This is a genomic window from Microbispora sp. H13382 (genome assembly GCF_014161445.1).
In the GTDB taxonomy this organism is placed as follows: Bacteria; Actinomycetota; Actinomycetes; order Streptosporangiales; family Streptosporangiaceae; genus Microbispora.
Genome location: NZ_JABBXA010000001.1, coordinates 678951 through 701466 on the forward strand (window position 1 = coordinate 678951; position 22516 = coordinate 701466).

General features: G+C 73.2%; 22 protein-coding genes. 17 read left to right on the forward strand and 5 right to left on the reverse strand.

The window, feature by feature from the left end:
* The first annotated feature begins 94 nt into the window (after positions 1 to 94).
* The 17 genes from rsmH to HHX41_RS03120 all read left to right on the forward strand — a co-directional run bounded on the left by rsmH (position 95) and on the right by HHX41_RS03120 (position 20909).
* Positions 95 to 1018 (forward strand): 16S rRNA (cytosine(1402)-N(4))-methyltransferase RsmH, encoded by a 924-nt coding sequence (gene rsmH, locus HHX41_RS03040; RefSeq protein WP_169978484.1) that lies wholly within the window; start codon positions 95 to 97, stop codon positions 1016 to 1018.
* Positions 1015 to 1911, forward strand: a complete 897-nt coding sequence (locus tag HHX41_RS03045; protein WP_182904685.1) for a hypothetical protein — start codon at positions 1015 to 1017, stop codon at positions 1909 to 1911. The genes rsmH and HHX41_RS03045 overlap by 4 nt, the downstream gene beginning before the upstream one ends.
* A gap of 908 nt (positions 1912 to 2819) precedes the next feature.
* Positions 2820 to 4550 (forward strand): penicillin-binding protein 2, encoded by a 1731-nt coding sequence (locus HHX41_RS03050; RefSeq protein WP_310741742.1) that lies wholly within the window; start codon positions 2820 to 2822, stop codon positions 4548 to 4550.
* 79 nt (positions 4551 to 4629) lie between these two features.
* A complete protein-coding gene (locus HHX41_RS03055; protein ID WP_182904815.1) occupies positions 4630 to 6201 on the forward strand; it encodes a UDP-N-acetylmuramoyl-L-alanyl-D-glutamate--2,6-diaminopimelate ligase in 1572 nt (523 codons plus the stop codon).
* A 63-nt stretch (positions 6202 to 6264) separates the two neighbouring features.
* Positions 6265 to 7632, forward strand: a complete 1368-nt coding sequence (murF, locus tag HHX41_RS03060) for a UDP-N-acetylmuramoyl-tripeptide--D-alanyl-D-alanine ligase (RefSeq protein WP_182904687.1) — start codon at positions 6265 to 6267, stop codon at positions 7630 to 7632.
* Positions 7629 to 8705: a phospho-N-acetylmuramoyl-pentapeptide-transferase gene (gene mraY / locus HHX41_RS03065; RefSeq protein ID WP_169978478.1), complete on the forward strand. Its 1077-nt coding sequence runs from the start codon at positions 7629 to 7631 to the stop codon at positions 8703 to 8705. The genes murF and mraY overlap by 4 nt, the downstream gene beginning before the upstream one ends.
* The gene (murD, locus tag HHX41_RS03070) at positions 8687 to 10063 is read left to right on the forward strand and encodes a UDP-N-acetylmuramoyl-L-alanine--D-glutamate ligase (RefSeq protein ID WP_182904688.1); all 1377 of its coding nucleotides are present in this window, start codon (positions 8687 to 8689) and stop codon (positions 10061 to 10063) included. Before mraY ends, murD begins: the two co-directional genes overlap by 19 nt.
* Complete coding sequence (gene ftsW, locus HHX41_RS03075; RefSeq protein ID WP_310741743.1) at positions 10060 to 11487, forward strand: putative lipid II flippase FtsW; 1428 nt, start codon at positions 10060 to 10062, stop codon at positions 11485 to 11487. The genes murD and ftsW overlap by 4 nt, the downstream gene beginning before the upstream one ends.
* Complete coding sequence (gene murG, locus HHX41_RS03080; protein WP_182904689.1) at positions 11484 to 12563, forward strand: undecaprenyldiphospho-muramoylpentapeptide beta-N-acetylglucosaminyltransferase; 1080 nt, start codon at positions 11484 to 11486, stop codon at positions 12561 to 12563. The genes ftsW and murG overlap by 4 nt, the downstream gene beginning before the upstream one ends.
* A complete protein-coding gene (murC, locus tag HHX41_RS03085; RefSeq protein WP_182904690.1) occupies positions 12560 to 13984 on the forward strand; it encodes a UDP-N-acetylmuramate--L-alanine ligase in 1425 nt (474 codons plus the stop codon). Before murG ends, murC begins: the two co-directional genes overlap by 4 nt.
* Positions 13985 to 14015: 31 nt before the next feature.
* Complete coding sequence (locus HHX41_RS03090; RefSeq protein WP_182904691.1) at positions 14016 to 14687, forward strand: FtsQ-type POTRA domain-containing protein; 672 nt, start codon at positions 14016 to 14018, stop codon at positions 14685 to 14687.
* Positions 14688 to 14934: 247 nt separating this feature from the next.
* Entirely contained in the window at positions 14935 to 16431 is a 1497-nt protein-coding gene (gene ftsZ, locus HHX41_RS03095) for a cell division protein FtsZ (RefSeq protein WP_182904692.1), read from the forward strand.
* 33 nt (positions 16432 to 16464) lie between these two features.
* Positions 16465 to 17163 (forward strand): YggS family pyridoxal phosphate-dependent enzyme, encoded by a 699-nt coding sequence (locus HHX41_RS03100; RefSeq protein ID WP_182904693.1) that lies wholly within the window; start codon positions 16465 to 16467, stop codon positions 17161 to 17163.
* Positions 17164 to 17297: 134 nt separating this feature from the next.
* Entirely contained in the window at positions 17298 to 17825 is a 528-nt protein-coding gene (locus HHX41_RS03105; protein WP_169978465.1) for a cell division protein SepF, read from the forward strand.
* 83 nt (positions 17826 to 17908) lie between these two features.
* The gene (locus tag HHX41_RS03110) at positions 17909 to 18196 is read left to right on the forward strand and encodes a YggT family protein (RefSeq protein WP_030509057.1); all 288 of its coding nucleotides are present in this window, start codon (positions 17909 to 17911) and stop codon (positions 18194 to 18196) included.
* Between the two features lie 49 nt (positions 18197 to 18245).
* Positions 18246 to 19109, forward strand: coding sequence for a DivIVA domain-containing protein (locus tag HHX41_RS03115; protein WP_142568625.1), 864 nt, complete (start codon positions 18246 to 18248; stop codon positions 19107 to 19109).
* A gap of 45 nt (positions 19110 to 19154) precedes the next feature.
* On the forward strand, positions 19155 to 20909 hold the full coding sequence (locus tag HHX41_RS03120; RefSeq protein ID WP_182904694.1) for a hypothetical protein: 1755 nt from the start codon (positions 19155 to 19157) through the stop codon (positions 20907 to 20909).
* Between the two features lie 49 nt (positions 20910 to 20958).
* Here the strand turns inward: HHX41_RS03120 and HHX41_RS03125 are convergent, their stop codons facing one another.
* Genes HHX41_RS03125 through HHX41_RS42185 form a run of 5 tightly spaced genes read right to left on the reverse strand, consistent with a single transcriptional unit; the run spans position 20959 to position 22514 of the window.
* Positions 20959 to 21264, reverse strand: coding sequence for an SH3-like domain-containing protein (locus HHX41_RS03125; RefSeq protein WP_182904695.1), 306 nt, complete (start codon positions 21262 to 21264; stop codon positions 20959 to 20961).
* A gap of 26 nt (positions 21265 to 21290) precedes the next feature.
* Positions 21291 to 21749 carry a nitrile hydratase subunit alpha gene (locus HHX41_RS39585; protein ID WP_220503640.1) on the reverse strand — a complete coding sequence of 153 codons (459 nt, stop codon included), beginning with the start codon at positions 21747 to 21749 and terminating at the stop codon, positions 21291 to 21293.
* A complete protein-coding gene (locus tag HHX41_RS42175) occupies positions 21659 to 22009 on the reverse strand; it encodes a nitrile hydratase subunit alpha (protein ID WP_396793928.1) in 351 nt (116 codons plus the stop codon). The genes HHX41_RS39585 and HHX41_RS42175 overlap by 91 nt, the downstream gene beginning before the upstream one ends.
* Positions 22006 to 22311, reverse strand: a complete 306-nt coding sequence (locus HHX41_RS42180; protein WP_182904696.1) for an SH3-like domain-containing protein — start codon at positions 22309 to 22311, stop codon at positions 22006 to 22008. Before HHX41_RS42180 ends, HHX41_RS42175 begins: the two co-directional genes overlap by 4 nt.
* Positions 22308 to 22514, reverse strand: a complete 207-nt coding sequence (locus tag HHX41_RS42185) for an SH3-like domain-containing protein (RefSeq protein ID WP_182904697.1) — start codon at positions 22512 to 22514, stop codon at positions 22308 to 22310. Before HHX41_RS42185 ends, HHX41_RS42180 begins: the two co-directional genes overlap by 4 nt.
* Positions 22515 to 22516: the final 2 nt, after the last annotated feature.

Sequence of the window (22516 nt, forward strand, 5' to 3'; positions counted from 1 at the left end):
GCGGCACAGCCGCGAATCCGCGAGTACTGCGGCGTAATGGGGGTTGGAAGCGTTGTCGTACGAGCCCGGTCAGCCGGGTGGTCACGTTCCGGTCATGCTCGATCGCGTGCTGGAGTTGCTCGCTCCGGCGCTGTCCGGACCGGAGCCGGTGGTCGTGGACGCCAACCTCGGTCTCGGCGGGCACGCCGAGGCGCTCCTGGCCGCACACCCCTCCCTCCACCTCGTCGGCATCGACCGCGACCCCACCGCCATCGAGCGTTCCACCGCCAGGCTCGCGCCGTACGCGGACCGGATCACCCTGGTGCGCGCCGTCTCCGACGAACTGGCCGACGTGCTCCGTGACGCCGGACGGCCCCGCGTGGACGCCGCGCTGTTCGACCTCGGCGTGTCCTCCCCTCAGCTCGACGAGGCCGAGCGCGGTTTCGCCTACTCCTACGACGCCCCCCTCGACATGCGGATGGACCGCGAGCAGGAGCTCACCGCGGAGCGTGTGGTGAACACCTACTCCGCCGCGGATCTCACCCGCATCCTGCGCGACTACGGCGAGGAGCGTTTCGCGGCACGCGTCGCGAGCCTCATCGTCAAGGAGCGCGCCAAGGACCCCATCACCAGCACGAAACGACTTGCCGACCTGGTCCGCGCGGCGATCCCCGCCGCGACGAGGCGGACCGGGGGAAACCCGGCGAAGAGAACGTTCCAGGCGCTGCGCATCGAGGTGAACGGAGAGCTGTCGGCGCTCGAGCGCGCGCTCCCCGCCGCGCTCGACGCGCTGACGCTGGGCGGGCGCGTGGTCGTGCTCGCCTACCACTCCCTGGAGGACCGGCTCACCAAGCAGGTCCTCGTGGCGCGAACCAGGGACACCAGCCCTCTCGGGCTGCCGGTCCCCCTGGAGGCTCACCAGCCCCGGTTCCGCCTTCTGACGAGGGGAGCGGAGCTCCCGGACGAAGAGGAGGTGGCCCGCAACCCGCGGGCGGCCTCGGCCCGCTTGCGGGCGGCAGAGAGGATCCGCGAGGGATGAGGACAGAGCAGGAGAGCAGGAGGGCGGCGGGTCGCACGGCCGCGCCGCCCCGCGTGCCGGGCCGGACCGCCGCGGCGGCGGGCGAGGCCGTCACCACTCCCGAGGAGCGCCGCGTCCGCCCCGGCGCGCCCACGGCCGGTGACGACCGCCGGCGCGAGGCCGTCCCGGCCCCCCGGGCAGGCGGTACGGAGAGCCGTCGCCGTGAGGCCGTCCCGGCTTCCCGTCAGGGCGCGGACGGCAGGCGCCGGCGTGAGGCGGTTCCGGCCGCCGGGCAGGGCGGCGCGCCGGCGGCGTCCACCGGATCCGTCGCGGCCCCGAAGCGTGACGGCTCCCGGACGCGTACGGCCGCCCGCACCGCCTCCGGCACGACCGTTCCCCGCACGACCGTTCCCCGCACGACCGCTCCCCGCATTGCAGCATCCCGCACTGCCGCATCCCGCACGGCCACCCGTCCCGCGCCGCCCGATGAGGCCCACGGCCTCACCGAGGTCGCGCCCGCTCAGCGGCGCGTCCGGCGCGGTGGTTCGGAAACCCGGCCTGCGGCGTCCGCGCGTGCCACAATGGCGCGGCGGGCGTTCCGGCGGCCGCCGCGTGCGCCGTTCGTGCTGCTCGTCGTGGGCCTCATGTGCGGCGGCCTGGTGACCCTCCTGCTGCTCAACACGGTCCTCGCGCAGGACTCGTTCCGGCTGACCGACCTGCGGTCGAGCATCGACGAACTGCACGAGCAGGCCGCGGAGCAGGAGAACCAGCTCCGCCGGTGGACGCAGCCGGACGTGGTGGACGAGCAGGCCAGGGCGCAGGGCCTCGAGCGGGACAAGACGGCGCCCGACTTCATCCGCACCGACGACGCGACGGCGCAGGAGCAGGCCCAGAAGGAGGGCACGGACCGGTGAGAGAAAGCGGCCGGAACCCGGGTCCCGGCCGCGGGGGTCCCAGCGGGCGAGGCGGTGGCCAGGGCCCGGGCGGTGACAGGAGGAGCCCGGGCTCCCCGGGGCGGCCCTCCCGCCAGGACGGGCCGCCGAGGCCGGGCCGTCCCGGCCGGCCGTCCGACCCCGGGCGTGACGAGGCGACGGGCGGCCCGGTACGGCGCGGCCGGAACGACGGCGCCCCGGAAGGCGGCGGCAGGCAGGGCGGCGCCGGACAGGGCGGGCGGACGGACGGCGCACGTACGCCGCGAAAGGGTGAGCCCGGCGTGTCCGGCGGCGGCTCGCGCCGCGCCGGCGCGCAGCATACCGGCGCAGGTGAGGGGCGTCCGCGTGGCGGGCGCGTGAGCGGGCCGGGCGAGGCCGGCGACAGGCCGCGCGGTGCCGCCGCATCGGGCGGCGACAAGCGGTCTCCGGCGGAATCGCCGGGGAGACCGGCGAGCGGCGCGAGATCGGGGCAGCCGCGGGCGGGCGCGCCCGGCACCCCCGACCGGCCGCGTGGCGGCGTGCCGGGTCACGGCACGCGGGGAGCCGCGCCCGGCGTTCCCGGAAGGCCGGGCGCCAACGGCAAGTCCGGTGCCACGGGCAGGCCCGGTGTCACTGGAAAGCCGGGTGTCACTGGAAAGCCGGGTGTCACTGGAAAGCCCGGTGCCACTGGAAAGCCGGGTGTCACTGGAAAGCCGGGCGCCGCGGGAAAGGGCGCTCCGGGAAACAGCGCTTCCCTGACCGGTGCCTCCGGGCAGGGCGGAGCCCCCGGCAGGGCCGGCGCGGGCCGTCCACGTCCCCGTCCCGGTGGCGCCCCGTCCGGTCCGCAGGGCCCGAATCCGCAGCGTTCGGCGGGACCGCCAGGACCGCCGGGCCCGCCGCGTCCGCCCGCCGTGCTCCGGCTGGGCAACCCCGCCCGCCGGCTGAGGGCGGCGCTGGTGGTGATGGCGATCGTGCTGTCGCTGTTCGCCGGACGGCTGGTCCAGCTGCAGGGCTTCGACTCCAAGGTGCTCCAGGCGAAGGCCGCCCAGCAGCGCGTGCAGCCGGAGACGCTGCCGGCGCGCCGCGGCTCGATCACCGACGCCGGGGGACACGACCTCGCCGTGACGGTCGAGGCCAGGGAGGTCTACGTCGACCCCAAGGACGTCGATCCGGCCAAGCGCGACCTGGTCGCCACCACGCTGGCACGGGAGCTGAACAAGCCCAAGGAGGAGATCGCCGCCGCGCTGGCCAAGACCGAGCAGCGGTACATCCCGCTGGCCCGCGACGTCGAGCCGCCGCGGGCCAAGCGCATCATGGGCTTCGAGCTCAGGGGCGTCGGCGTGAAGGAGACCTACCGCCGTCTCTACCCCGGCAACTCGCTCGCGGGCGGCCTGCTCGGCTTCGTCGGCGTCGACGGCAGGGGCCTGGAGGGCCTGGAGAGCGCGTACGACGACATCCTGGCGGGCAAGGACGGCAAGCAGAGCATCGAGCTCGGCGCCAACCGGCAGCGCATTCCGATGACGCGCAGCCAGCGCGAGGCGCCGGTGCCCGGGCGCGACGTGCGCCTGACCATCGACAGGGACATCCAGTGGGCCGCGGAGGAGTCGCTGGCCCGGCAGGTCCGCGAGACGGGGGCGCGCAGCGGCAGCGTGATCGTCATGGACGTGCCGACCGGTCAGATCCTGGCCATGGCGAACGCGCCCCAGGCCAACCTCAACGCCTGGCAGTCCGCCCCGGCGGAGGACCGCGCCAACCGCGCCGCGTCGGAGATCTTCGAGCCGGGCAGCACCAACAAGGTCATCACGGCGGCGGCGGCGATGGAGGCCGGCGTGGTCGCTCCCGACACCGCCTTCCGCGTGCCCGACCACATCCAGTGCGCCGACCGGCAGCTCAGGGACGCCCACCCGCATGAACCCGAGTTGCTGACGTTCACCGGAATCCTCGCCGAGTCGAGCAACGTCGGCACGATCATGGTAGCGGACAAGATCTCCAGCCAGCGGCTGTACGACATGTTCCGGTCGTTCGGATTCGGCGCGCGCAGCGGGGCGGGGATCCCGGGTGATCAGGCCGGTCTGCTGCCCCAGTGGCAGACGTGGTCGGGCAGCCAGCGCTGTACCATCGCCTACGGTCAGGGCATCTCGGTCACGGCGCTGCAGATGGCAGGCGTCTACCAGACGATCGCCAACGGCGGAGTGCGGGTGACCCCCTCGATCGTGGCGGGCACCACCGACGCGCACGGGGCGTTCGTGCCCAGCCCGGCCGCCAAGAGCACACGCGTGATCAGCGAGACGACCGCCCGGCGGATCGCGCTGATGCTGGAGGCCGCGGTGGGCCACGAGGGCACGGGGAAGGAGGCCTCGATCGAGGGCTACCGTGTCGCCGGCAAGACGGGCACCGCCATGCGGTACGACGAGAAGTGCGCGGGATACTGCGGATACACCGCCACGTTCGTCGGCTTCACTCCCGCGGACCAGCCCCGGCTGATGGCCCTGGCGGTCATCCAGGATCCGAAGAAAGGCCACTACGGCGGCGCCATCGCCGCCCCGGTGTTCAAGGACGTCATGACTTTCGCGTTGAAGAGCAGGAAGATCCCCCCGACCGGCACGAAGGCGCCCGAGATGCTCCTTCGCCCGGCGGAGTGACCGCGGAGTGACGGGAGTCGGAGTGGCCGGGACGAGCGACGGAGGGGGGTACGCTCTCGCCGTGCGTTCCCCGTCGTCCATGCGTCCCGAGACCGTCCAGGCCCGCCCGCTGTCCGCGCTGGCGTCCCTGCTCGGCACGTCGTCGGCCGTCCCGTCGCCCGGCGCGCGTGCGGTCCGCGGCACGGTCACCGGCATCACCCTCGACTCGCGCCGGGTGCGGCGCGGTGACCTTTACGTGGCCGCACCGGGCAACGCCCGGCACGGCGCGGAGTTCGCCGGAGACGCGCTGGCGGCGGGCGCGACGGCGATCCTGACCGACCCCGACGGCCGCGACCGTGCCGCCGCCACCGGGCTGCCGGTGCTCGTCGTGCCCGACCCGAGGGCGGTGCTGGGGCAGGTCGCCGCCTGGGTGTACGGCAGGCCGGCGGCCGGCATCACGCTCATCGGCGTCACGGGCACCAGCGGCAAGTCCACCAGCACGTACCTGCTGGAGGCGGGACTGCGGGCGGCGGGCCACCGCACCGGCCTGGTCGGCGGTGTGGAGATCCGCGCCGGCGATGTGCGTTTCACCCCCGAGCTCACCACCCCCGAGGCGACCGACCTGCAGGGGCTGTTCGCGCTGATGCGCGAGCGGGGCGTGGGCGCCGCGGCCATGGAGGTCTCCAGCCACGCCCTGGCCCTCGGCCGGGTCGACGGCCTCTTCTACGACGTGTCGATCTTCACCAACCTGTCGCAGGACCACCTGGACTTCCACCGGGACCTGGACGACTACTTCGCGGCCAAGGCCCGTCTGTTCACCCCGGAGTTCAGCCGGGCGGGCGTGGTGAACATCGACGACGCCCACGGACGCGAGCTGGCCGCCACGGCCAAGATCCCGATCACCACGTTCTCCGCCACCGGGGCGCCGGAGGCCGACTGGCGCGCCGAGGACGTGCGCCTCGGCCCCGCGGGCAGCCGGTTCCGCCTGGTCGGTCCCGGCGGGGTCGAGGCCGAGGTGTCGGTGGCCCTGCCCGGCCCGTTCAACGTGGCCAACACCCTCGGCGCGCTGGTGGCCCTGGTCGAGGCGGGGGTCCCGCTGCAGGCCGCGGTGACCGGCGTCCGTGACTTCGCGGGCGTGCCGGGCCGGATGGAGCGGGTGCCGGGCGCGGACGACGTGCAGGTGATCGTCGACTACGCGCACAAGCCGGGCGCGGTGGAGTCGGTCCTGCGCTCGCTGCGCGCGGTGCTCGGCGACGGGCCCGGAGGCCGCCTGGTGATCGTGCTGGGCTGCGGGGGCGACCGCGACCGCGGCAAGCGCCCGATGATGGGCGAGGCCGCAGTCCGCCTCGCCGACCTGGCCGTGTTCACCAGCGACAACCCACGTACGGAGGACCCGCTCGCGATCCTCGCCGCGATGCTGGAGGGCGCGCTGCGGGTACCCATCGAGGAGCGGGGCCACGTGGTCGTGGAGCCGGACCGGGCGGCCGCCATCCGCCTGGCGATCTGCGGTGCCGCGCCCGGAGATGTGGTAGTTGTGGCCGGCAAGGGACACGAGCAGGGGCAGTATGCCGGGGGCCGGGTCGTCCCCTTCGACGACCGCGAGGTGGCCGCCGCGGCCATCGCGGAACGGAGCCTGGCACGGCGGGCGGCGCGGGAGGCCGCCGATGCGTGAGCCGATGCCGGGCCGTGCCCTGGCGGCCGATTTAGCGACGCGAAAGAGAGCAGGAAAGACACCATGATCCCGTTGCCGCTGGCCCGGGTCGCCGAGATCACGTCCGGAACGCTGAACGCGGCGGCCGACCCCTCGGCCGTCGTCCGGGGACCCGTCGTGATCGACTCGCGGGCGGCCGGACCGGGCTCGCTGTTCGTGGCGATCAAGGGCGAGCGGGCCGACGGGCACGACTTCGCCCGGCAGGCCCACGACGCCGGCGCCGTCGCCGTCCTCGCCACCCGGCCCGTCGAGGCGCCGGCCGTGATCGTCGACGACCCGCTCGCGGCCCTGGCCTCGCTGGCCACGGCCGTGGTGTCGGAGCTGCCGGCCGCGACCGTGGTCGGTGTGACCGGATCCGCCGGCAAGACCACGACCAAGGACCTGCTGGCCGGCCTCACCGCCCGGCTCGGCCCCACCATCGCCCCCGTCGGCTCGTTCAACAACGAGATCGGCCACCCGCTGACCGTGCTGAAGGCCGATGAGGCCACCCGGTTCCTGGTCCTGGAGCTGAGCGCCCGCAACGTCGGTCACATCGCCTACCTGGCGAGGATCGCCCCGCCCCGCATCGGGGTGGTGCTCAACGTCGGCGACGCGCACCTCGGCGTGTTCGGCGGCAAGGAGGCGATCGCCCGGGCCAAGGGCGAACTGGTCGAGGCGCTGCCCGCCGACGGGGTGGCCGTGCTCAACGCCGACGACCCGCTGGTGCGCGCGATGGCCGGCCGTACGCGCGCGCGGGTGACCTACTTCGGGCGCTCGCCCGAGGCGCATGTGCGGGCGGAGGACGAGACGCTGGACGCGACCGGCCGCGCCTCGTTCACGCTGCGCACGCCGTCCGGCACGGCGCCGGTCCGGTTGCGCCTGCACGGCGCGCACCTCGTGGCCAACGCCCTCGCCGCGGCGGCGGCCGCCCACGAGCTGGGGCTGCCGGTGGCGGACATCGCCGAGGAGCTGTCGGCGGCAGAGCCGCGCAGCCGGTGGCGCATGGAGGTCACCGAGCGGCCCGACGGCGTGACCGTGATCAACGACGCCTACAACGCCAGCCCCGACTCCGTGCGGGCCGCCATCGGCAGCCTCGCGGTCATCGGCGAGGGGCGGCGGCGGTTCGCGGTGATCGCCGCGATGCGCGAGCTGGGCGAGCACGCTCCGGCGCTGAACGAGGAGTTCGGGCGGCTGGCCGCCGGCGTGGGGCTGGAGGCGCTGGTCGTCGTGGGGGAGGACGCCGAGCCCGTGCTCGCCGGCGCTCCCGCCGCGATCTACGCGCCCGACGTCGCGACGGCGGCCAGGGAGCTGTCGGACCGGCTCGCGCCGGGCGACGTGGTGCTGGTGAAGGGGCCGCGTGCGGCCGGGCTCGAGCGGGTCGCCGAGGCGATCCTCGGAGGTGACGCCCGGTGAGGAACATCCTCATCGCGGGGGCGATCTCGCTGATTCTGTCCATGGTCGGCACGCCGCTGGCCATCCGGCTGTTCGCCCGCAGGGGCTACGGCCAGAACATCCGTGAGGAGGGGCCGTCGGGGCACTACGACAAGAAGGGCACCCCGACGATGGGCGGCACGGTGATCGTCATCGCGTCGCTGATCGGCTACTTCGTCGCCCACGGCGTGACCGTCTTCTCGGAGGTCGGCGACCCCCCGACGGCCTCGGGGCTGCTGGTGCTGTTCCTGATGACGGGCCTCGGCGCGGTCGGCTTCCTCGACGACTTCATCAAGATCTACAAGCAGCGGAGCCTCGGGCTGCGCAGCGGCGCCAAGGCGGCCGGGCAGCTCGTCATCGGCGCGATCTTCGCGGTGCTCGTCCTGCGGTTCCCCAACGCCTACGCCGTGACCCCCGCGGAGACGCGGGTGTCGTTCCTGCGGGACATCGGGCCGTCGATCGGCCTGATCGGCTTCATGATCTGGGTCGTGTTCTTCATCGTGGGCTTCTCGAACGCGGTGAACCTGACCGACGGCCTCGACGGCCTGGCCTCCGGCGCCACCTGCCTGGTCCTCGCGGCGTACGTGCTGATCGGCAACTGGCAGCTGCGCAACAGCTGCACGACGGTCGGCTTCGGCCCCAACTGCTACTGGGTGCGAGATCCGCTCGACCTGGCGGTGGTCGCGGCGGCGGTGCTCGGCGCCTGTCTGGGCTTCCTGTGGTGGAACGCCCCGCCCGCCAAGATCTTCATGGGTGACACCGGATCGCTGGCCCTCGGCGGCGTGATCGCCGGCCTGGCCTTCACCACCCGGACCCAGCTCCTGCTCGTCATCCTGGGCGGCCTGTTCGCGATCATCACGATGTCGGTGATCATCCAGGTCGGGTCCTTCAAACTGACCCGCAGACGGGTCTTCCGGATGGCGCCCCTCCAGCACCACTTCGAGCTGTCGGGCTGGGCCGAGACGACGATCGTGGTGCGCTTCTGGCTGATCGCCGCGTTGTGCGTCGCCGCCGGTCTCGGACTGTTCTACCTCGAATGGATGCCGAAACAGTGAACGTCGTCGTCGCCGGCCTCGGCGTGTCGGGCGCCGCCGCGGCGCGGGCCCTGGCCGCCCGCGGCGAGCGTGTGACCGTCCTGGAGGCCGCGGACGGCGAGCGGCAGCGCGCGACGGCCGCCGAGCTCGCCGAGCTGGGTGTGGAGGTGCGCTTCGGCGAGCCCGCCCTGCCCGCCGGCGCCTCGCTCCTGGTCACCTCGCCGGGCTGGCGGCCCGCCACCCCGCTGCTCGTCGCCGCGGCGGACGCGGGCGTCGAGGTCATCGGGGAGGTCGAGCTGGCCTGGCGGCTGCGGGAGGACCCGGCCGCCCCCTGGCTCGCGCTGACCGGCACCAACGGCAAGACCACCGCCGTCCGCATGCTCGCCTCCATGCTGTCCGCCGCCGGGCACAAGGCCCTGGCCGTGGGCAACGTGGGCGTCCCCATCGTGGAGGCCGTGGACGGGCCGTACGACGTGCTTGCCGTGGAGCTGTCGAGTTTCCAGCTCCACTGGTCCTCGACCCCGGCCCCGCTCGCGGCGGCCGTGCTCAACGTCGCGCCGGACCACATCGACTGGCACGGCTCGATGGAGGAGTACGCCGCGGCGAAGGCCCGCGTCTTCGCTCACGCCGGGACCGTGGTCTACAACGCCGACGACCCGTGGTCGTCCCGCCTGGCCGAGCCGTACGCCTCGCGGGTGGGCTTCACGCTCGCCGTGCCCAGGCCCGGGCAGCTGGGAGTCGTGGAGGACCTGCTCGTCGACCGGGCCTTCGTCGCCGACCCGGCGACCTCGGCGGAGGAGCTGGCCTGCCTCGCCGACGTGCGGCCGTTCGCCCCGCACAACGTCGCCAACGCGCTCGCCGCGGCCGCCCTGGCCCGCGCGTTCGGCGTGCCGCCCGAGGCCGTACGCCGCGGCCTGCGGGAGTTCACCCCCGACCCGCACCGGATCGCGCACGTCGCCCGGGTCGGCGAGGTCGACTACGTGGACGATTCCAAGGCCACCAACCCGCACGCGGCCGCCGCGTCGCTGGCCGCCTACGAGTCGGTCGTGTGGATCGCGGGCGGGCAGCTCAAGGGCGCCGACGTCGACGAGCTCGTACGGCAGGCCGCGCCCCGGCTGCGCGGGGCGGTGCTGCTGGGGGCCGACCGGGACGTGATCCGCGAGGCATTGGCGCGACACGCCGCGAATGTCCCCGTCGTGGACGTGCCGGGGCAAGACACTGGGGTCATGGACCGCGTCGTCGCCGAAGCCGCCCGGCTCGCCACCCCGGGCGACACCGTGCTGCTCGCCCCCGCCGGGGCCTCGCTGGACATGTTCGCCGGGTACGGAGCGCGTGGGGAGGCCTTCGCCCGAGCCGTGCAGCGGCTGGCGGACCGGTGACGGGCCCCGCGCCCGGCCCCGCCGGCGCCGCGCCCGCGCGGAAGACCGATCGCCGGGAGCCCGAGCGTCAGGGGCCCGAGCCCATCGGCTGGGCCGCCGCCCAGCTCGCCGCGCTGCGCGAGCTGCTCGGCCGCCCGCTGACGTCCTACCATCTCGTGCTCGGCTGCAGTGCGCTGCTGCTGGCGCTCGGGCTGATGATGGTGCTGTCGGCGTCGAGCATCGAGGCGCTCCAGCGGACCGGCGACCCCTTCTACTGGTTCCTCAAGCAGGTCACGTCCGTGGCGATCGGGCTCCCCCTGATGTGGGTCTGCTCCCGGCTGCCGCAGCGGTTCTTCCGCCTGGCCGGCTATCCGCTGATGGGCCTGTCGATCCTCGGCCTGCTGATGGTCATCTTCCTCGGCCAGGAGCTGCTGGGCGCCCAGCGGTGGATCGTCATCGGCCCGTTCTCGGTCCAGCCGTCGGAGCCGGCGAAGCTGGCCCTGGTGCTGTGGGGGGCCGACCTGCTCGCCACGCGGGCACGCGCCGGGCGCATCGAGTGGCGACAGCTGCTGATCCCGCTGATGCCGGGCGTGGCCCTGCTGGCCGTCCTGGTCATGCTGGGGCGCGACCTCGGCACGACGCTCGTGCTCATGATGATCTTCCTCGCGCTGCTGTGGGTGGTCGGCGCGCCGGTGCGGCTGTTCGGCGGGATCCTCGCGCTGCTCGTGCTGGCGACCGCCACTATGATCATCGTCGAGCCGTACCGGCTCGGCCGTCTCACCGGTTTCATGCACGTGTGGGAGACCGCGCAGGACGAGGGGTTCCAGTCCGCCCAGGGGCTGATGGCGATCGGCTCGGGCGGCTGGTTCGGCCTCGGGCTCGGCGCGGGCCGGCAGAAGTGGAACTACGTCCCGCACGCGGAGAGCGACTTCATCTTCTCCATCCTGGGCGAGGAGCTCGGGCTGATGGGGACGCTCGTGGTGGTCGCGCTGTTCGGCCTGCTCGGCTACGCCGGGCTGCGCATCGCCATGCGGACGAAGGACCCCTTCGTCCGGCTGTCGGCCGCCGCCGTCACCGCCTGGATCGCCGGGCAGGCCGTGGTCAACATCGGCGCGGTCATCGGGGTCTTCCCGGTCACCGGCATCCCGTTGCCCCTGGTGTCGTACGGCGGATCGGCGCTGCTGCCGACGCTCGCGGCGCTCGGCATGCTGCTGTCGTTCGCCAAGCAGGAGCCCGGAGCGGCCGAGGCGCTGGCCGCCCGTGGCCCGGGACCGGCCGCGCGGGCTCTAAGCTGGCTTGGCTTGAACGGCCGCGCCAGGCGGCCCGCGGCCTCGCGGGCACCGGCCCGGCAGCAGGCGGCACAGAAGGCACGGCCGCGGACGGCACGAAACGGAACGACGCGGGAACGGACGCGAGAACATCCGCGAGAACAGGGAGTGACATGAGGGTGGTCCTCGCCGGCGGCGGGACGGCCGGCCATATCGAGCCGGCGCTCGCGCTGGCCGACGCGCTTCGCCGGCTCGACCCGAGGATCGGCATCACCTGCCTCGGCACCGAGCGCGGCCTGGAGACCCGCCTGGTGCCCGCCCGGGGCTACGAGCTCGAACTCGTGCCCGCGGTGCCGCTGCCCCGCTCGCTCAGCCCCCAGCTCCTCACCGTGCCCGGCCGCCTGGCCGGGGCCATCGGCAGCGCCGCGGGCATCCTCGACAGGGTCGGGGCGGACGTCCTGGTCGGCTTCGGCGGGTACGTCGCCACGCCCGGCTACCTCGGCGCCCGGCGGCGCGGGGTGCCGATCGTGGTCCACGAGGCCAACCCCCGGCCCGGCCTGGCCAACCGGCTCGGCGCCCGCCTCACCGAGCACGTCTTCACCGGCCACCCGGAGGCCGCGCTCCCGAACGCCGAGTACATCGGCATCCCGCTGCGCCGCGAGATCAGCATGATGGACCGGCTGTCGATGGGCGACAAGGCGCGGTCGTACTTCGGGCTGGAGTCCGACCGGGTGACGCTGCTGGTGTTCGGCGGCTCGCAGGGCGCCCGCTCCATCAACCAGGCGGCGCTGGAGGCCGCGCCCTACCTGCGGGCGGCCGGCGTCCAGGTGCTGCACGTGATCGGGCCCAAGAACACCGTCGAGGTGGAGCCCCCGCCGGGCGACCCGCAGTACGTGATCCTGCCGTACGTCGACCGGATGGACCTCGCCTACGCCGCCGCCGACCTCGTGCTGTCCCGCGCGGGCGCCATGACCTGCGCCGAGCTCACCGCGGTGGGGCTGCCCGCGGCGTTCGTGCCGCTTCCGCACGGCAACGGCGAGCAGCGCCTCAACGCCGAGCCGATCGTGCGGGGCGGGGGCGGCCTGCTGGTCGACGACGCGAACCTGTCGGCCGCCTGGATCGTCCAGACGCTGCTGCCGATCCTGAACGACCCCGAGCGCGTGGTCGCGATGTCCGAGGCCGCGTCGCGGATGGGCCGCAAGGACGCGGACACGGCGCTCGCCCGCAAGGTGCTGGAGATCGCTCACCGATGAGTCTCGTCAAGCTCGTGGATCCCGTTCCCGCGGCCGCCCTGGGGCGGGTGCACTTCATCGGCATCGGCGGCGCCGGGATGTCGGGCATCGCCCGGATCCTGCTCAAGCGGGGCGTGCCGGTGTCGGGCAGCGACGCGCGGCCCTCGGAGCTGCTGACCGAGCTGCGCGAGCTGGGCGCGGTCATCCACGTCGGCCACGCCGCCTCCCACATCAAGAACGTGGACACGGTCGTGGTGTCCACCGCGATCCGCGACTCCAACCCCGAGCTGGGGGAGGCGCTGCGGCAGGACCTGCGGGTGATCCCGCGCGCCGCCGCGCTGGCGTCGGTCATGACCGGCCGCACCGGCATCGCCGTCGCCGGCACGCACGGCAAGACCACGACCACCTCGATGCTGACGGTGGCGTTGCAGAAGTGCGGTGAGGACCCGTCGTACTGCGTCGGCGGGCAGCTCGTGACGACCGGGCTCGGCGCCGACGACGGCGCGGGCGAGGTGTTCGTGGCGGAGGCCGACGAGAGCGACGGCTCGTTCCTCATGCTCGCCCCGGGCATCGCCGTGGTGACCAACGTCGAGGCCGACCATCTCGACAACTACGGCGACCCCCAGGCCGTCCATGACAGCTTCGCCCGCTTCGTCGAGCGGATCGGTTCGCTGCTCGTGGTCTGCGCCGACGACCCGGGCGCCGCGGCCCTCGTGCCGATCGCGCGCGAGCGCGGCCTCACCGTCGTGACGTACGGCGAGAGCCGGGGCGCCGACCTGCGCACGACCGACGTGGTGCCGCGCGGCCTCGGCGTGGAGTTCGCCGTGGAGCTCGGCCCCGCCGCGCCCGGGGGACCGGGACGCGGCGAGGTGCGCCTCGCCGTGCCCGGCCGGCACAACGCGCTCAACGCCACCGCGGTGATCGCCGTGGCACTCCACCTCGGCCTGCGCTTCGACGACGTCAAGGAGGGCCTGGCCGCCTTCGGCGGGGCCAAGCGGCGGTTCGAGTCGAAGGGCGAGGCCGGGGGCGTGACGGTCTACGACAGCTACGCCCACCACCCGACCGAGCTGACCGCCGACCTGCGCGCCGCCCGCGACGTCGTGACCGGCGACGGCCGGGTCATCGCGGTCTTCCAGCCGCACCTGTACTCGCGCACGCGGTTCTTCGCCGACGAGTTCGGCGCGGCGCTCGGCCTCGCCGACGAGGTGGTCGTGCTCGACGTGTACGGCGCGCGCGAGGACCCCGAGCCCGGGGTCTCCGGCGCCCTCGTCGCGGGGAAGGTCCCGCTTCCCGCCGAGCGGGTCGTGTACGCGCCCGACCGGCAGGCCGTGCCCGCGCTCGTCGCCGGCCGGGCCCGGGCCGGCGACATCGTGCTCACGATGGGCGCGGGAGACGTGACGGAGCTCGGCCCGAGGATCGTCGCGGAGCTGTCCGCCCAGTGATCCGGGACGCGAGCCGGAGCGTGGGGGACCGGTGAGGCGGGCCGTCCGGCGTTCGGCCCTCGCCACCCTGCTGACCGGCGGGGTGGTGGGCGTCGCCACGTGGGTCGTGTTCTTCTCGCCCGTCCTCGGCGTGCGGGAGGTCGAGATCACCGGCAACAGCCGGATCCCCGCCGAGCAGCTGCGCCAGGCCGCGGGGGTGCGTACCGGCACCCCGCTCGCCACCGTGGACCTCGCCGAGGTCGAACGGCGGCTGCGGGCGATGCGGGCGGTCGAGTCGGCCGCGGTCGACCGCGGCTGGCCCGGGACGCTACGCGTCAGCGTTGTCGAGCGTGTCCCCGCCGCCGCCGTGCCCATGGGCCCGACGACCGCGGTGATCGACCGGTACGGGGTCGTGCTGCAGCAGGTGACCGTGGCCCCGCCCCGGCTGCCGGTGCTGCGCGTCCAGCGGGCGGCCGCGGACGATCCCGCCACCAGGGCCGGGCTCACCGTGCTGCGGGCGCTACCGGACAGCGTGCTGGAGCGCCTGCGGGAGCTGCGTGTCCCCTCGCCCCGGTCGATCACGCTCAAACTCACGGACGGCCGTACGGTCGTCTGGGGGGACGCGGGGCGCTCGGCGCAGAAGGGACGTGTCCTGCTCGCCGCGCTCGCCAAGCCGGGTACCAGCTACGATGTCAGCTCGCCGCAGGTGGTGACGGTCAGGTGAGATATCTCACGGGCCGGGAACGCATGATCCGAATTCGCCTCAGGGCGGGGCATCGTGCGAATAGGACAGCCCGCGACACGCCGGACGGCCTTGCGGCGCGGTTAGTTGACCCTGGGGGACGCGCAACCCTACTGTCCGTATCAATCCTCAGGTTGACATAACTCTAAATCTCAACTTGAGGGTGAGAGTTCAGAAGACGGCGGGCCCTGCCCGCATGAAACGCAAACGAGCGGAAAGGCCCCTCGTCGTGGCAGCACCGCAGAACTACCTCGCGGTCATCAAGGTCGTCGGCATCGGCGGCGGCGGAGTCAACGCCGTCAACCGGATGATCGAGGAGGGACTCAAGGGCGTCGAGTTCATCGCCATAAACACTGACGCCCAGGCGCTGCTGATGAGTGACGCCGACGTGAAGCTCGACGTGGGGCGCGAGCTCACGCGGGGCCTCGGCGCGGGCGCCAACCCGGAGGTGGGCCGCAAGGCCGCCGAGGACCACCGGGAGGAGATCGAGGAGGTCATCAAGGGCGCCGACATGGTCTTCGTGACCGCGGGCGAGGGCGGCGGCACCGGGACCGGCGGCGCGCCGGTCGTGGCCAGCATCGCCCGCTCGCTCGGCGCGCTCACGATCGGCGTGGTCACCCGGCCCTTCAGCTTCGAGGGCAAGCGCCGGGCCATGCAGGCCGAGGCCGGCATCGAGACCCTCCGCGAGGAGGTCGACACGCTGATCGTCATTCCGAACGACCGGCTGCTGTCGATCTCCGATCGCCAGGTGAGCGTGCTCGACGCCTTCAAGGCCGCCGACCAGGTGCTGCTGTCCGGTGTGCAGGGCATCACCGACCTCATCACCACGCCCGGTCTGATCAACCTGGACTTCGCCGACGTGAAGTCGGTCATGTCCGGGGCGGGCTCGGCCCTCATGGGCATCGGCCACGCCAGGGGCGACGACCGGTCGGTCGCCGCCGCCGAGATGGCGGTCTCCAGCCCGCTGCTGGAGGCGAGCATCGACGGCGCCCACGGCGTGCTGCTGTCCATCGCGGGCGGCTCCGACCTGGGCCTGTTCGAGATCAACGAGGCGGCCCAGCTCGTCAGCAACGCCGCCGCGCCCGACGCGAACATCATCTTCGGCACGGTCATCGACGACGCGCTCGGCGACGAGGTGCGGGTCACGGTCATCGCGGCCGGGTTCGACGAGCCAGAAGCGGCCGCGCCGGTGGCCGCGCCGCTGTCGCGGCCTCAGCAGGCGTCCCGTCCCGCGCCGGCCGCGCCCGCGGCCCGTCCCGCGCCCGCCCCGGCCAAGCCGGAGCCCGCGCAGCCGCCCGTACGGCCGGTGAGCGGCACGGTGGGCACGGTGGGCACTATGGGCACGGCGCAGCCCGCTCCCGCGCAGGCGCAGCCCGCGAACTCCGCGCCGCCGGCGACCCAGTTGCCGGTGAACGCGCATTCGGCCGGCTCCGCGCCGCCGCCGGCCCAGCCCGTGAGCCAGCCGGTCCAGCCCGTGAGCCAGCCGGTCCAGCAGGCGGCGTCCGCGCCGCAGGCCCAGCAGGCCGACGCGGTCACGCCGTTCCCGCGCGACGCGCAGGCCGACGGCGGACGCGACCAGAGCGTCACCGGGCCGCTGTCGATCCCGCGCCCCGCGCCCGAGCCGCCGACCCCGATCACCTCCAGGACCACGCAGCCGGGTCCCCGGCGCCCGGTGGTGTTCGAGGAGCAGGAGGAGGAGCTCGACGTGCCGGACTTCCTCAAGTGATGCTGGACGTTCGTACGGCCGGAGGCGCGGTCCGTGGGTGACCGGCGCGAGGAGCTGGCTGCGGCCCTGGCCGAGGTGGAGCGGCGTGTCGAGGACGCCTGCCGGGCCGCGGGCCGGTCGCGATCGGAGATCACCCTGATCGCCGTGACGAAGACCTACCCGGCCTCCGACGTGCGGCTGCTCGCGGAGCTGGGCGTGTCGCACGTCGGCGAGAACCGCGACCAGGAGGCGGCGGCCAAGGCCGCCGAGTGCGCCGGCCTCGGCCTCACCTGGCACTTCATCGGCCAGCTGCAGTCCAACAAGGCCCGCTCGGTCGTCTCCTACGCCCACATGATCCACTCGGTGGACCGTCCGCGGCTGGTGGACGCGCTCGGTCGCGAGGCCGTACGCGCGGGGCGCGAGGTCGACTGCCTCGTCCAGGTAGGGCTGGGCGAGGGGGCGGGACGGGGCGGCGCCGCACCGGAGGAGGTGCCGGCGCTCGCCGGGCTCGTCGCGAAGGCGGAGGGGCTGCGCCTGCGGGGGGTCATGGCGGTCGCCCCGCTGGGGGAGGACCCGGCCGCCGCGTTCGCCCGGCTGCGCGCCGTCGCCGAGCGCGTCCGCGAGGAACATCCCGCCGCGGACGTGATATCGGCCGGAATGAGTGGAGACATCCCTCAGGCTGTGATGAACGGCGCGACACACCTGCGAGTCGGTACGGCGTTGCTCGGCCGCAGAAAGCTCTTCGTCAGGTAATGTCCCCCAAGCGGACCGTGGTGTCCGCGCTCAGGTAGAGGTCGATCAGCGGTGAGCTCAAAGGGGGGTACGGCTACCGCCCTGGCCTTCCGAAGGGACCTTGAAGGCACCAGTAACGCGGAGGACGACGAGCGATGGCCGGCGCGATGCGCAAGATGGCGGTCTACCTCGGTCTCGTGGAGGACGACCGCTACGAAGACAGGTACGCGGCAGAGTACGGCACTGAGGAAGAGTACGGCGACGAGGAGTACGAGTCGCCGCGGCGCGGCTTCGCCGCCCCCTCGGGTACGCACTCCGGGCCCCTGGAGCGCGAGGACGACACCGAGACGGCCGTCCCCGCTCCGCGTCCCCCCACGACCGTGCTGGAGCGCCGTACGACCGATCTGGCGCGCATCACCACCCTGCATCCCCGCACGTACAACGAGGCGCGGACGATCGGCGAGCACTTCCGCGAGGGCACGCCGGTCATCATGAATCTGACAGAAATGGTCGACAGCGACGCCAAGCGCCTTGTCGATTTCGCGGCAGGTCTCGTCTTTGGCCTACACGGCAGCATCGAACGTGTTACCAACAAGGTGTTCCTGTTGTCCCCCGCCAACGTTGAGGTGACCGCCGAGGACAAGGCCAGAATCGCGGAACGCGGCTTCTTCAACCAGAGCTAGAGTTCCATACATGAACAGTGACCGGCTTAGCGGTGCCCGTGCGGCCCGAGGACGGCTGGACCGAGGGGAGGCGGGGCTCGACCGTGGGGATCATTAGCGAGATCTTGGTCATCGCCCTGACCCTCTTCCTGGTTCTGCTGATCGGCAGAATGATCATAGATACGGTGCAGGCGTTCGCCCGCGCCTGGCGGCCCACCGGGGTCGTCCTGGTGCTGGCGGAGGTCGTCTACACGGTGACCGACCCGCCTCTCAAGTTCCTCCGCCGTTTCATTCCGCCCCTCAGGTTGGGTACGGTGGCCTTTGACCTGAGCTTCACAGTGCTGTTCATTGTGGTTTTGGTCTTGATCCAAGTCGTGAACGCGCTTCGTTGATCGGGTACCGTCCGACCGGACAGACTCCAAGCGCGCCAAGGAGACCCAAATGCCGTTGACGCCCGCCGATGTGCGGAACAAGCAGTTCAGTACCACCCGGCTGAGGCCGGGGTACGACGAGGAGGAGGTCGACGCGTTCCTCGACGAGGTCGAGGCCGAGTTGGACCGTCTCATCCAGGAGAACGAGGAGCTCCGCGCGAAGCTGGCCGAGTGCCTCAGGGGCAAGGTCCCCGGGGGTATGGGCATGCCCGGCTCCATGCAGATGGCTCCCGCTCCGGTGGCCGAGCCGAAGCCCGAGATGATGGCCCCCCAGCCGGAGCCGATCAAGCCTCCGGAGCCGGCCCGTCCGGAGCCGGTGCCCGTCGGCATGGGCCTGCCGCCCGCCGAGGACAACATGGACACCGCGGCCCGCGTGCTCGCCCTCGCCCAGCAGACGGCCGACCAGGCGATCGCCGACGCCCGTCGCGAGGCGGACGAGACCGTGACCCGCGCCCGGCGCGAGGCCGACGACATCCTCGGCAAGGCCCGCCGTCAGGCCGAGCAGATCATCGGCGACGCCCGCGCCCGCGCCGAGACGCTCGAGCGCGACGCGCAGGAGCGGCACCGTCAGGCCATGGGCACCCTGGTGCAGACCCGCGACGAGCTGGAGCGCAAGGTCGAGGAGCTGCGCAGCTTCGAACGCGAGTACCGCAGCCGCCTCAAGCTCTACCTGGAGAACCAGCTCGCCGAGCTGAACGTCGCCGGTGAGGGCAGCGGAGGCTTCCCGATCGTGGGCGCCGCCCCGGCCATGGCCCACGCCGTCGCCCCCGGTCCCCAGCAGATGGGCGCCGCCCCCAACCCGTTCGGCCAGGAGCCCTCGCAGCACTCCGGCGCCTTCCCCGGTCCCGACGGCCCCCACAACGACCGCCGGTAAGCAGTGGCGGGTCCACACAGGACCCGATAGCTCGGAGAACCCCCCGTGATCCTCATCAGTGCCGCACTGGTCCTCGCCGCAATCGTCCTGCTCATCGCGGGCGTCGTGCTGGGGACACCCCCTCTCGTGATGTGGTCGATCGTCGTCAGCGTGCTGTCGGCGGTCTGCCTGCTGATCGGGGCACTGCTGAGGCGCCACGAGCTGTTCCCGGCCGGCGGGCGTGCCGCCGAGGGAACGGCTCCCACCCCCCCGGGTTCGTCCGTGCCCCAGCTCGCGCACGTCGGTGCCGTGAGCGGGGCGTACGGCGGAGCCCTCGCCGGGGCACCGGCGCATCCGGTTGCGACGCCCATGGTGGCGGCACCGCCGGTCACGCATCACGGGGCACTGCCCCCCCAGACCTTCCCGTCCCCGCCGCCCCAGCGGACGGGACCGATCACGCGGCCTCCGGCCGCCTCGGGGCGCGGCCTCGCCCCCGACGCGATCGTCCTCGTGATCCCCGGGCGCAAGCGCTTCCACCTGGCCACCTGCCGCCAGCTCGCCGGGCGAGAGACCGAGGAGCTGACCCACGAGGAGGCCCGCGAGGAGGGCTTCACCCCCTGCACCACCTGCCTCCCCGAAGCCTCCGCCCGTGTGGCCGAGCCGGAGGAGGCCGCGCCGCGCGACGGTTCGATCCGCGACGACTCGATCCGCGACGAGAGCCTGCGCGCCGAAGCCGCTCCCACGACCACCACGCCTGCGGCCGGGACCACCGGCACGACCGGCCGGGAACCGACCCGTCTCACGCCCGCTGACCCGGAGCCGCCCTTCGCGCGGCTTCCTCAGCCCGGCGTCCCGGGATCGCGCCTGCCCGAGCCGCCCGTCCCGCCCGCGCGGTCCGAGGACGCGCCGTCCGGCGACGAAACGCGTGAAGAGTCCCCTGAGACGCCGCGAATGACGTCCGGGGAGACGGCCGGCGAGGCGGACGCGCCCGGTGGTCCTAAGGCCGACACGGCCGCCGCGGCCGATGCCGGCGCCGAGAACGACGAGCACACACCGGTGGACTGGTTCGGCCGGGGCGGGGCGCAGCCGTCCGATGCCGATGCTCCGGCGCCGGGGACCGCCGCCACGTCATGGTCCGCACCGGCCTGGTCTCCGCCGGCGGCGGGATCGGTGTCGGGCCCGGCGGACGACGAGACGGACGAGTCGATCACCGACACCGCGGAGCACGACTGGTTCAGCCCCGGCCGGGTCTCCCGGCCGTGGGACCCCGCACGATCCAAGACCGCCGAGGCGGCGAAGGACGCACCGTCGTCCGGGGACGGCGACCCCGCCGGCGACACGGCCGCGGAGAAGACGTCCGAAGAGGCTCCGGCCTCCCCGCAGGCGGCCCCCTCTTCCCGGGCGGACGACGAGCGGGCCCGTGACAACCAGACCCCCCGCAACCAGGGCGACCCCGGTGCGGACGCGAACGCGGCGTCCCTCCCGGCCGACGCCCCCACGTCCCCGCCTGCGGGGACCGGAGAGCCGGTGGAGCCGGCAGAGACCCGCGAATCCGGGCGCGCCGGATTCGCGGCCTCGGCCGGCTCCACCTCCGGCTCGGCACCCGTGACCGGGACGAGTGGCGAGGACCGCGCCGCCGGGGCTGCGGAGCCGTCCGAGGACGGGGACACGCAGGTGCGGGTCATGGTCGGCACACGCCGCTACCACATCCCCGGCTGCCCGCTGATCGCCGGCACGGACGACACGGGCATCGAGATCATGACGCTGACCGAGGCCGGCGAGGCGGGCCTCACCCCCTGCTCGGTCTGCCGGAAGAGCTGACCGCGGGCGACCTCCGGGCTCCCGCCGGACCAGAAGACGTCCCGGTGGGTCAGTCCTCGCCGAACCGGATGCGTAGTTCCGCCATCTTCGACCGAAGCTCGCCTTCGGTGAACACGCCCTTGTCCATCAGCGCGTGGGCGACGGCCAGCGCGGAACGCGCGTGGACCGGAAAGCGGCGATAGACGGTCTCTCCGAGCCGGTCCTCGGTCCGGCGGCGTTCCAGGGTGTCCAGCGCGCCTCGCGAGGCCAGGCACTCGCAGGTCGCCTGCATCCGGGACTCCCATGGAGTAGGGACGCGCTCCAGCGACGGCAGGTCGGTGTCACGGCGCTCCCCGATGGCTTCAAGCGTCTCCATGAGCACTGTGTAGGGTGTCTCACCGCTCACTTGCCACCTCCGGGCACGCCCGCCGTCGGACAGACGAGTCCGGACCGCGGGGGTGCCTCGGCGGCCGTCCAACCCGGCTGCGGAAGAGCCACACCGATCATCGTGTCACCGGTGACGATGGCCGCGAGCTGCTCCTCGGTCCAGCCCTCGGTGCCTTCCGGGCGCATCGGCATGACCATGAACCGTGACTTCTGGTTGGAGTCGTGGACGCGTATCTCGACATCGGCGGGCAGGATCAGGCCGAACTCCGCGAGCACCTGGCGCGGCTGGCGCACCATGCGCCGACGGTAGTTCGGGGTCCGATACCAGTCGGGTGACATGCCGAGCACCGGCCTCGGATAGCAGGAGCACAGGGTGCACACGATCACGTTGTGCACCTGCGGGGTGTTCTCCAGCACGTAGAAGTAGGTGTAGTCGCTCGGCGTGCCCGTCCCGGTCGGATCGAGCCAGTCCACCCCACCTCCTTGGAGGTCTCCGTCCCGTCGGCGAGCAGGCGTTCTTTGAAGGCCGGATCGAGCCAGGCCTTGGCCACCAGCCTCGACCCGTACATGGGGGTGCGGCTTTCGGCCCATTCGGAGAAACGGCGGTGGTCCTCCGCGGAGAAGACGCCCTTCTCGATCGCCAGTTCCCGTACGGCGAGCTCGAGGATCTCGAACTCGTTGATCTCCTCGGGCTCCTGGACAGGAGCGTGGGGATCATGACTGTGGGTGCTCATACGCTTCGTTCTCCTTCACCGGCCGGTTCCAGCCAGCGTTCCGAGAATTCCGATTCCAGGGTGTCGAGGTCCGGGCCGGCGTAGTCCGGCCAGAGCTCTGTCTGCCTGAAGCGCACGACGTAGAACGGCTCGTGCCGGCCGTCCTCGTCACGGCCCCACGCCTCGTCCTCGGGAATGACCCTCGCGGGCCGGTCCTCGACCACGGTGCCGATCCGTCCGCGCGTGTAACCCTGGCAGCGCGTGTGGAACAGCGACGTCTCGTCGCGGACGACGACGCGGTCTCCGACCTTGAACCGTCTCATGACAGCTCCTCCCTCCGCCGGGTCCGAATCTCGTCGACCTTCCTTCCGAGCTCGTCGGTCGTGACGATTCCCTTCTCTACGAGCACCCGGGCGGCGGTCGTGATCCACCGGGCGTAGTAGGGCAGCCCGTAGTACTGGGTGGCCCCGAGGTCGTTCTCCATGCGCCGCCGTATCTCGGCGTGTCCTTGGCGCAGGCTCGCCATTT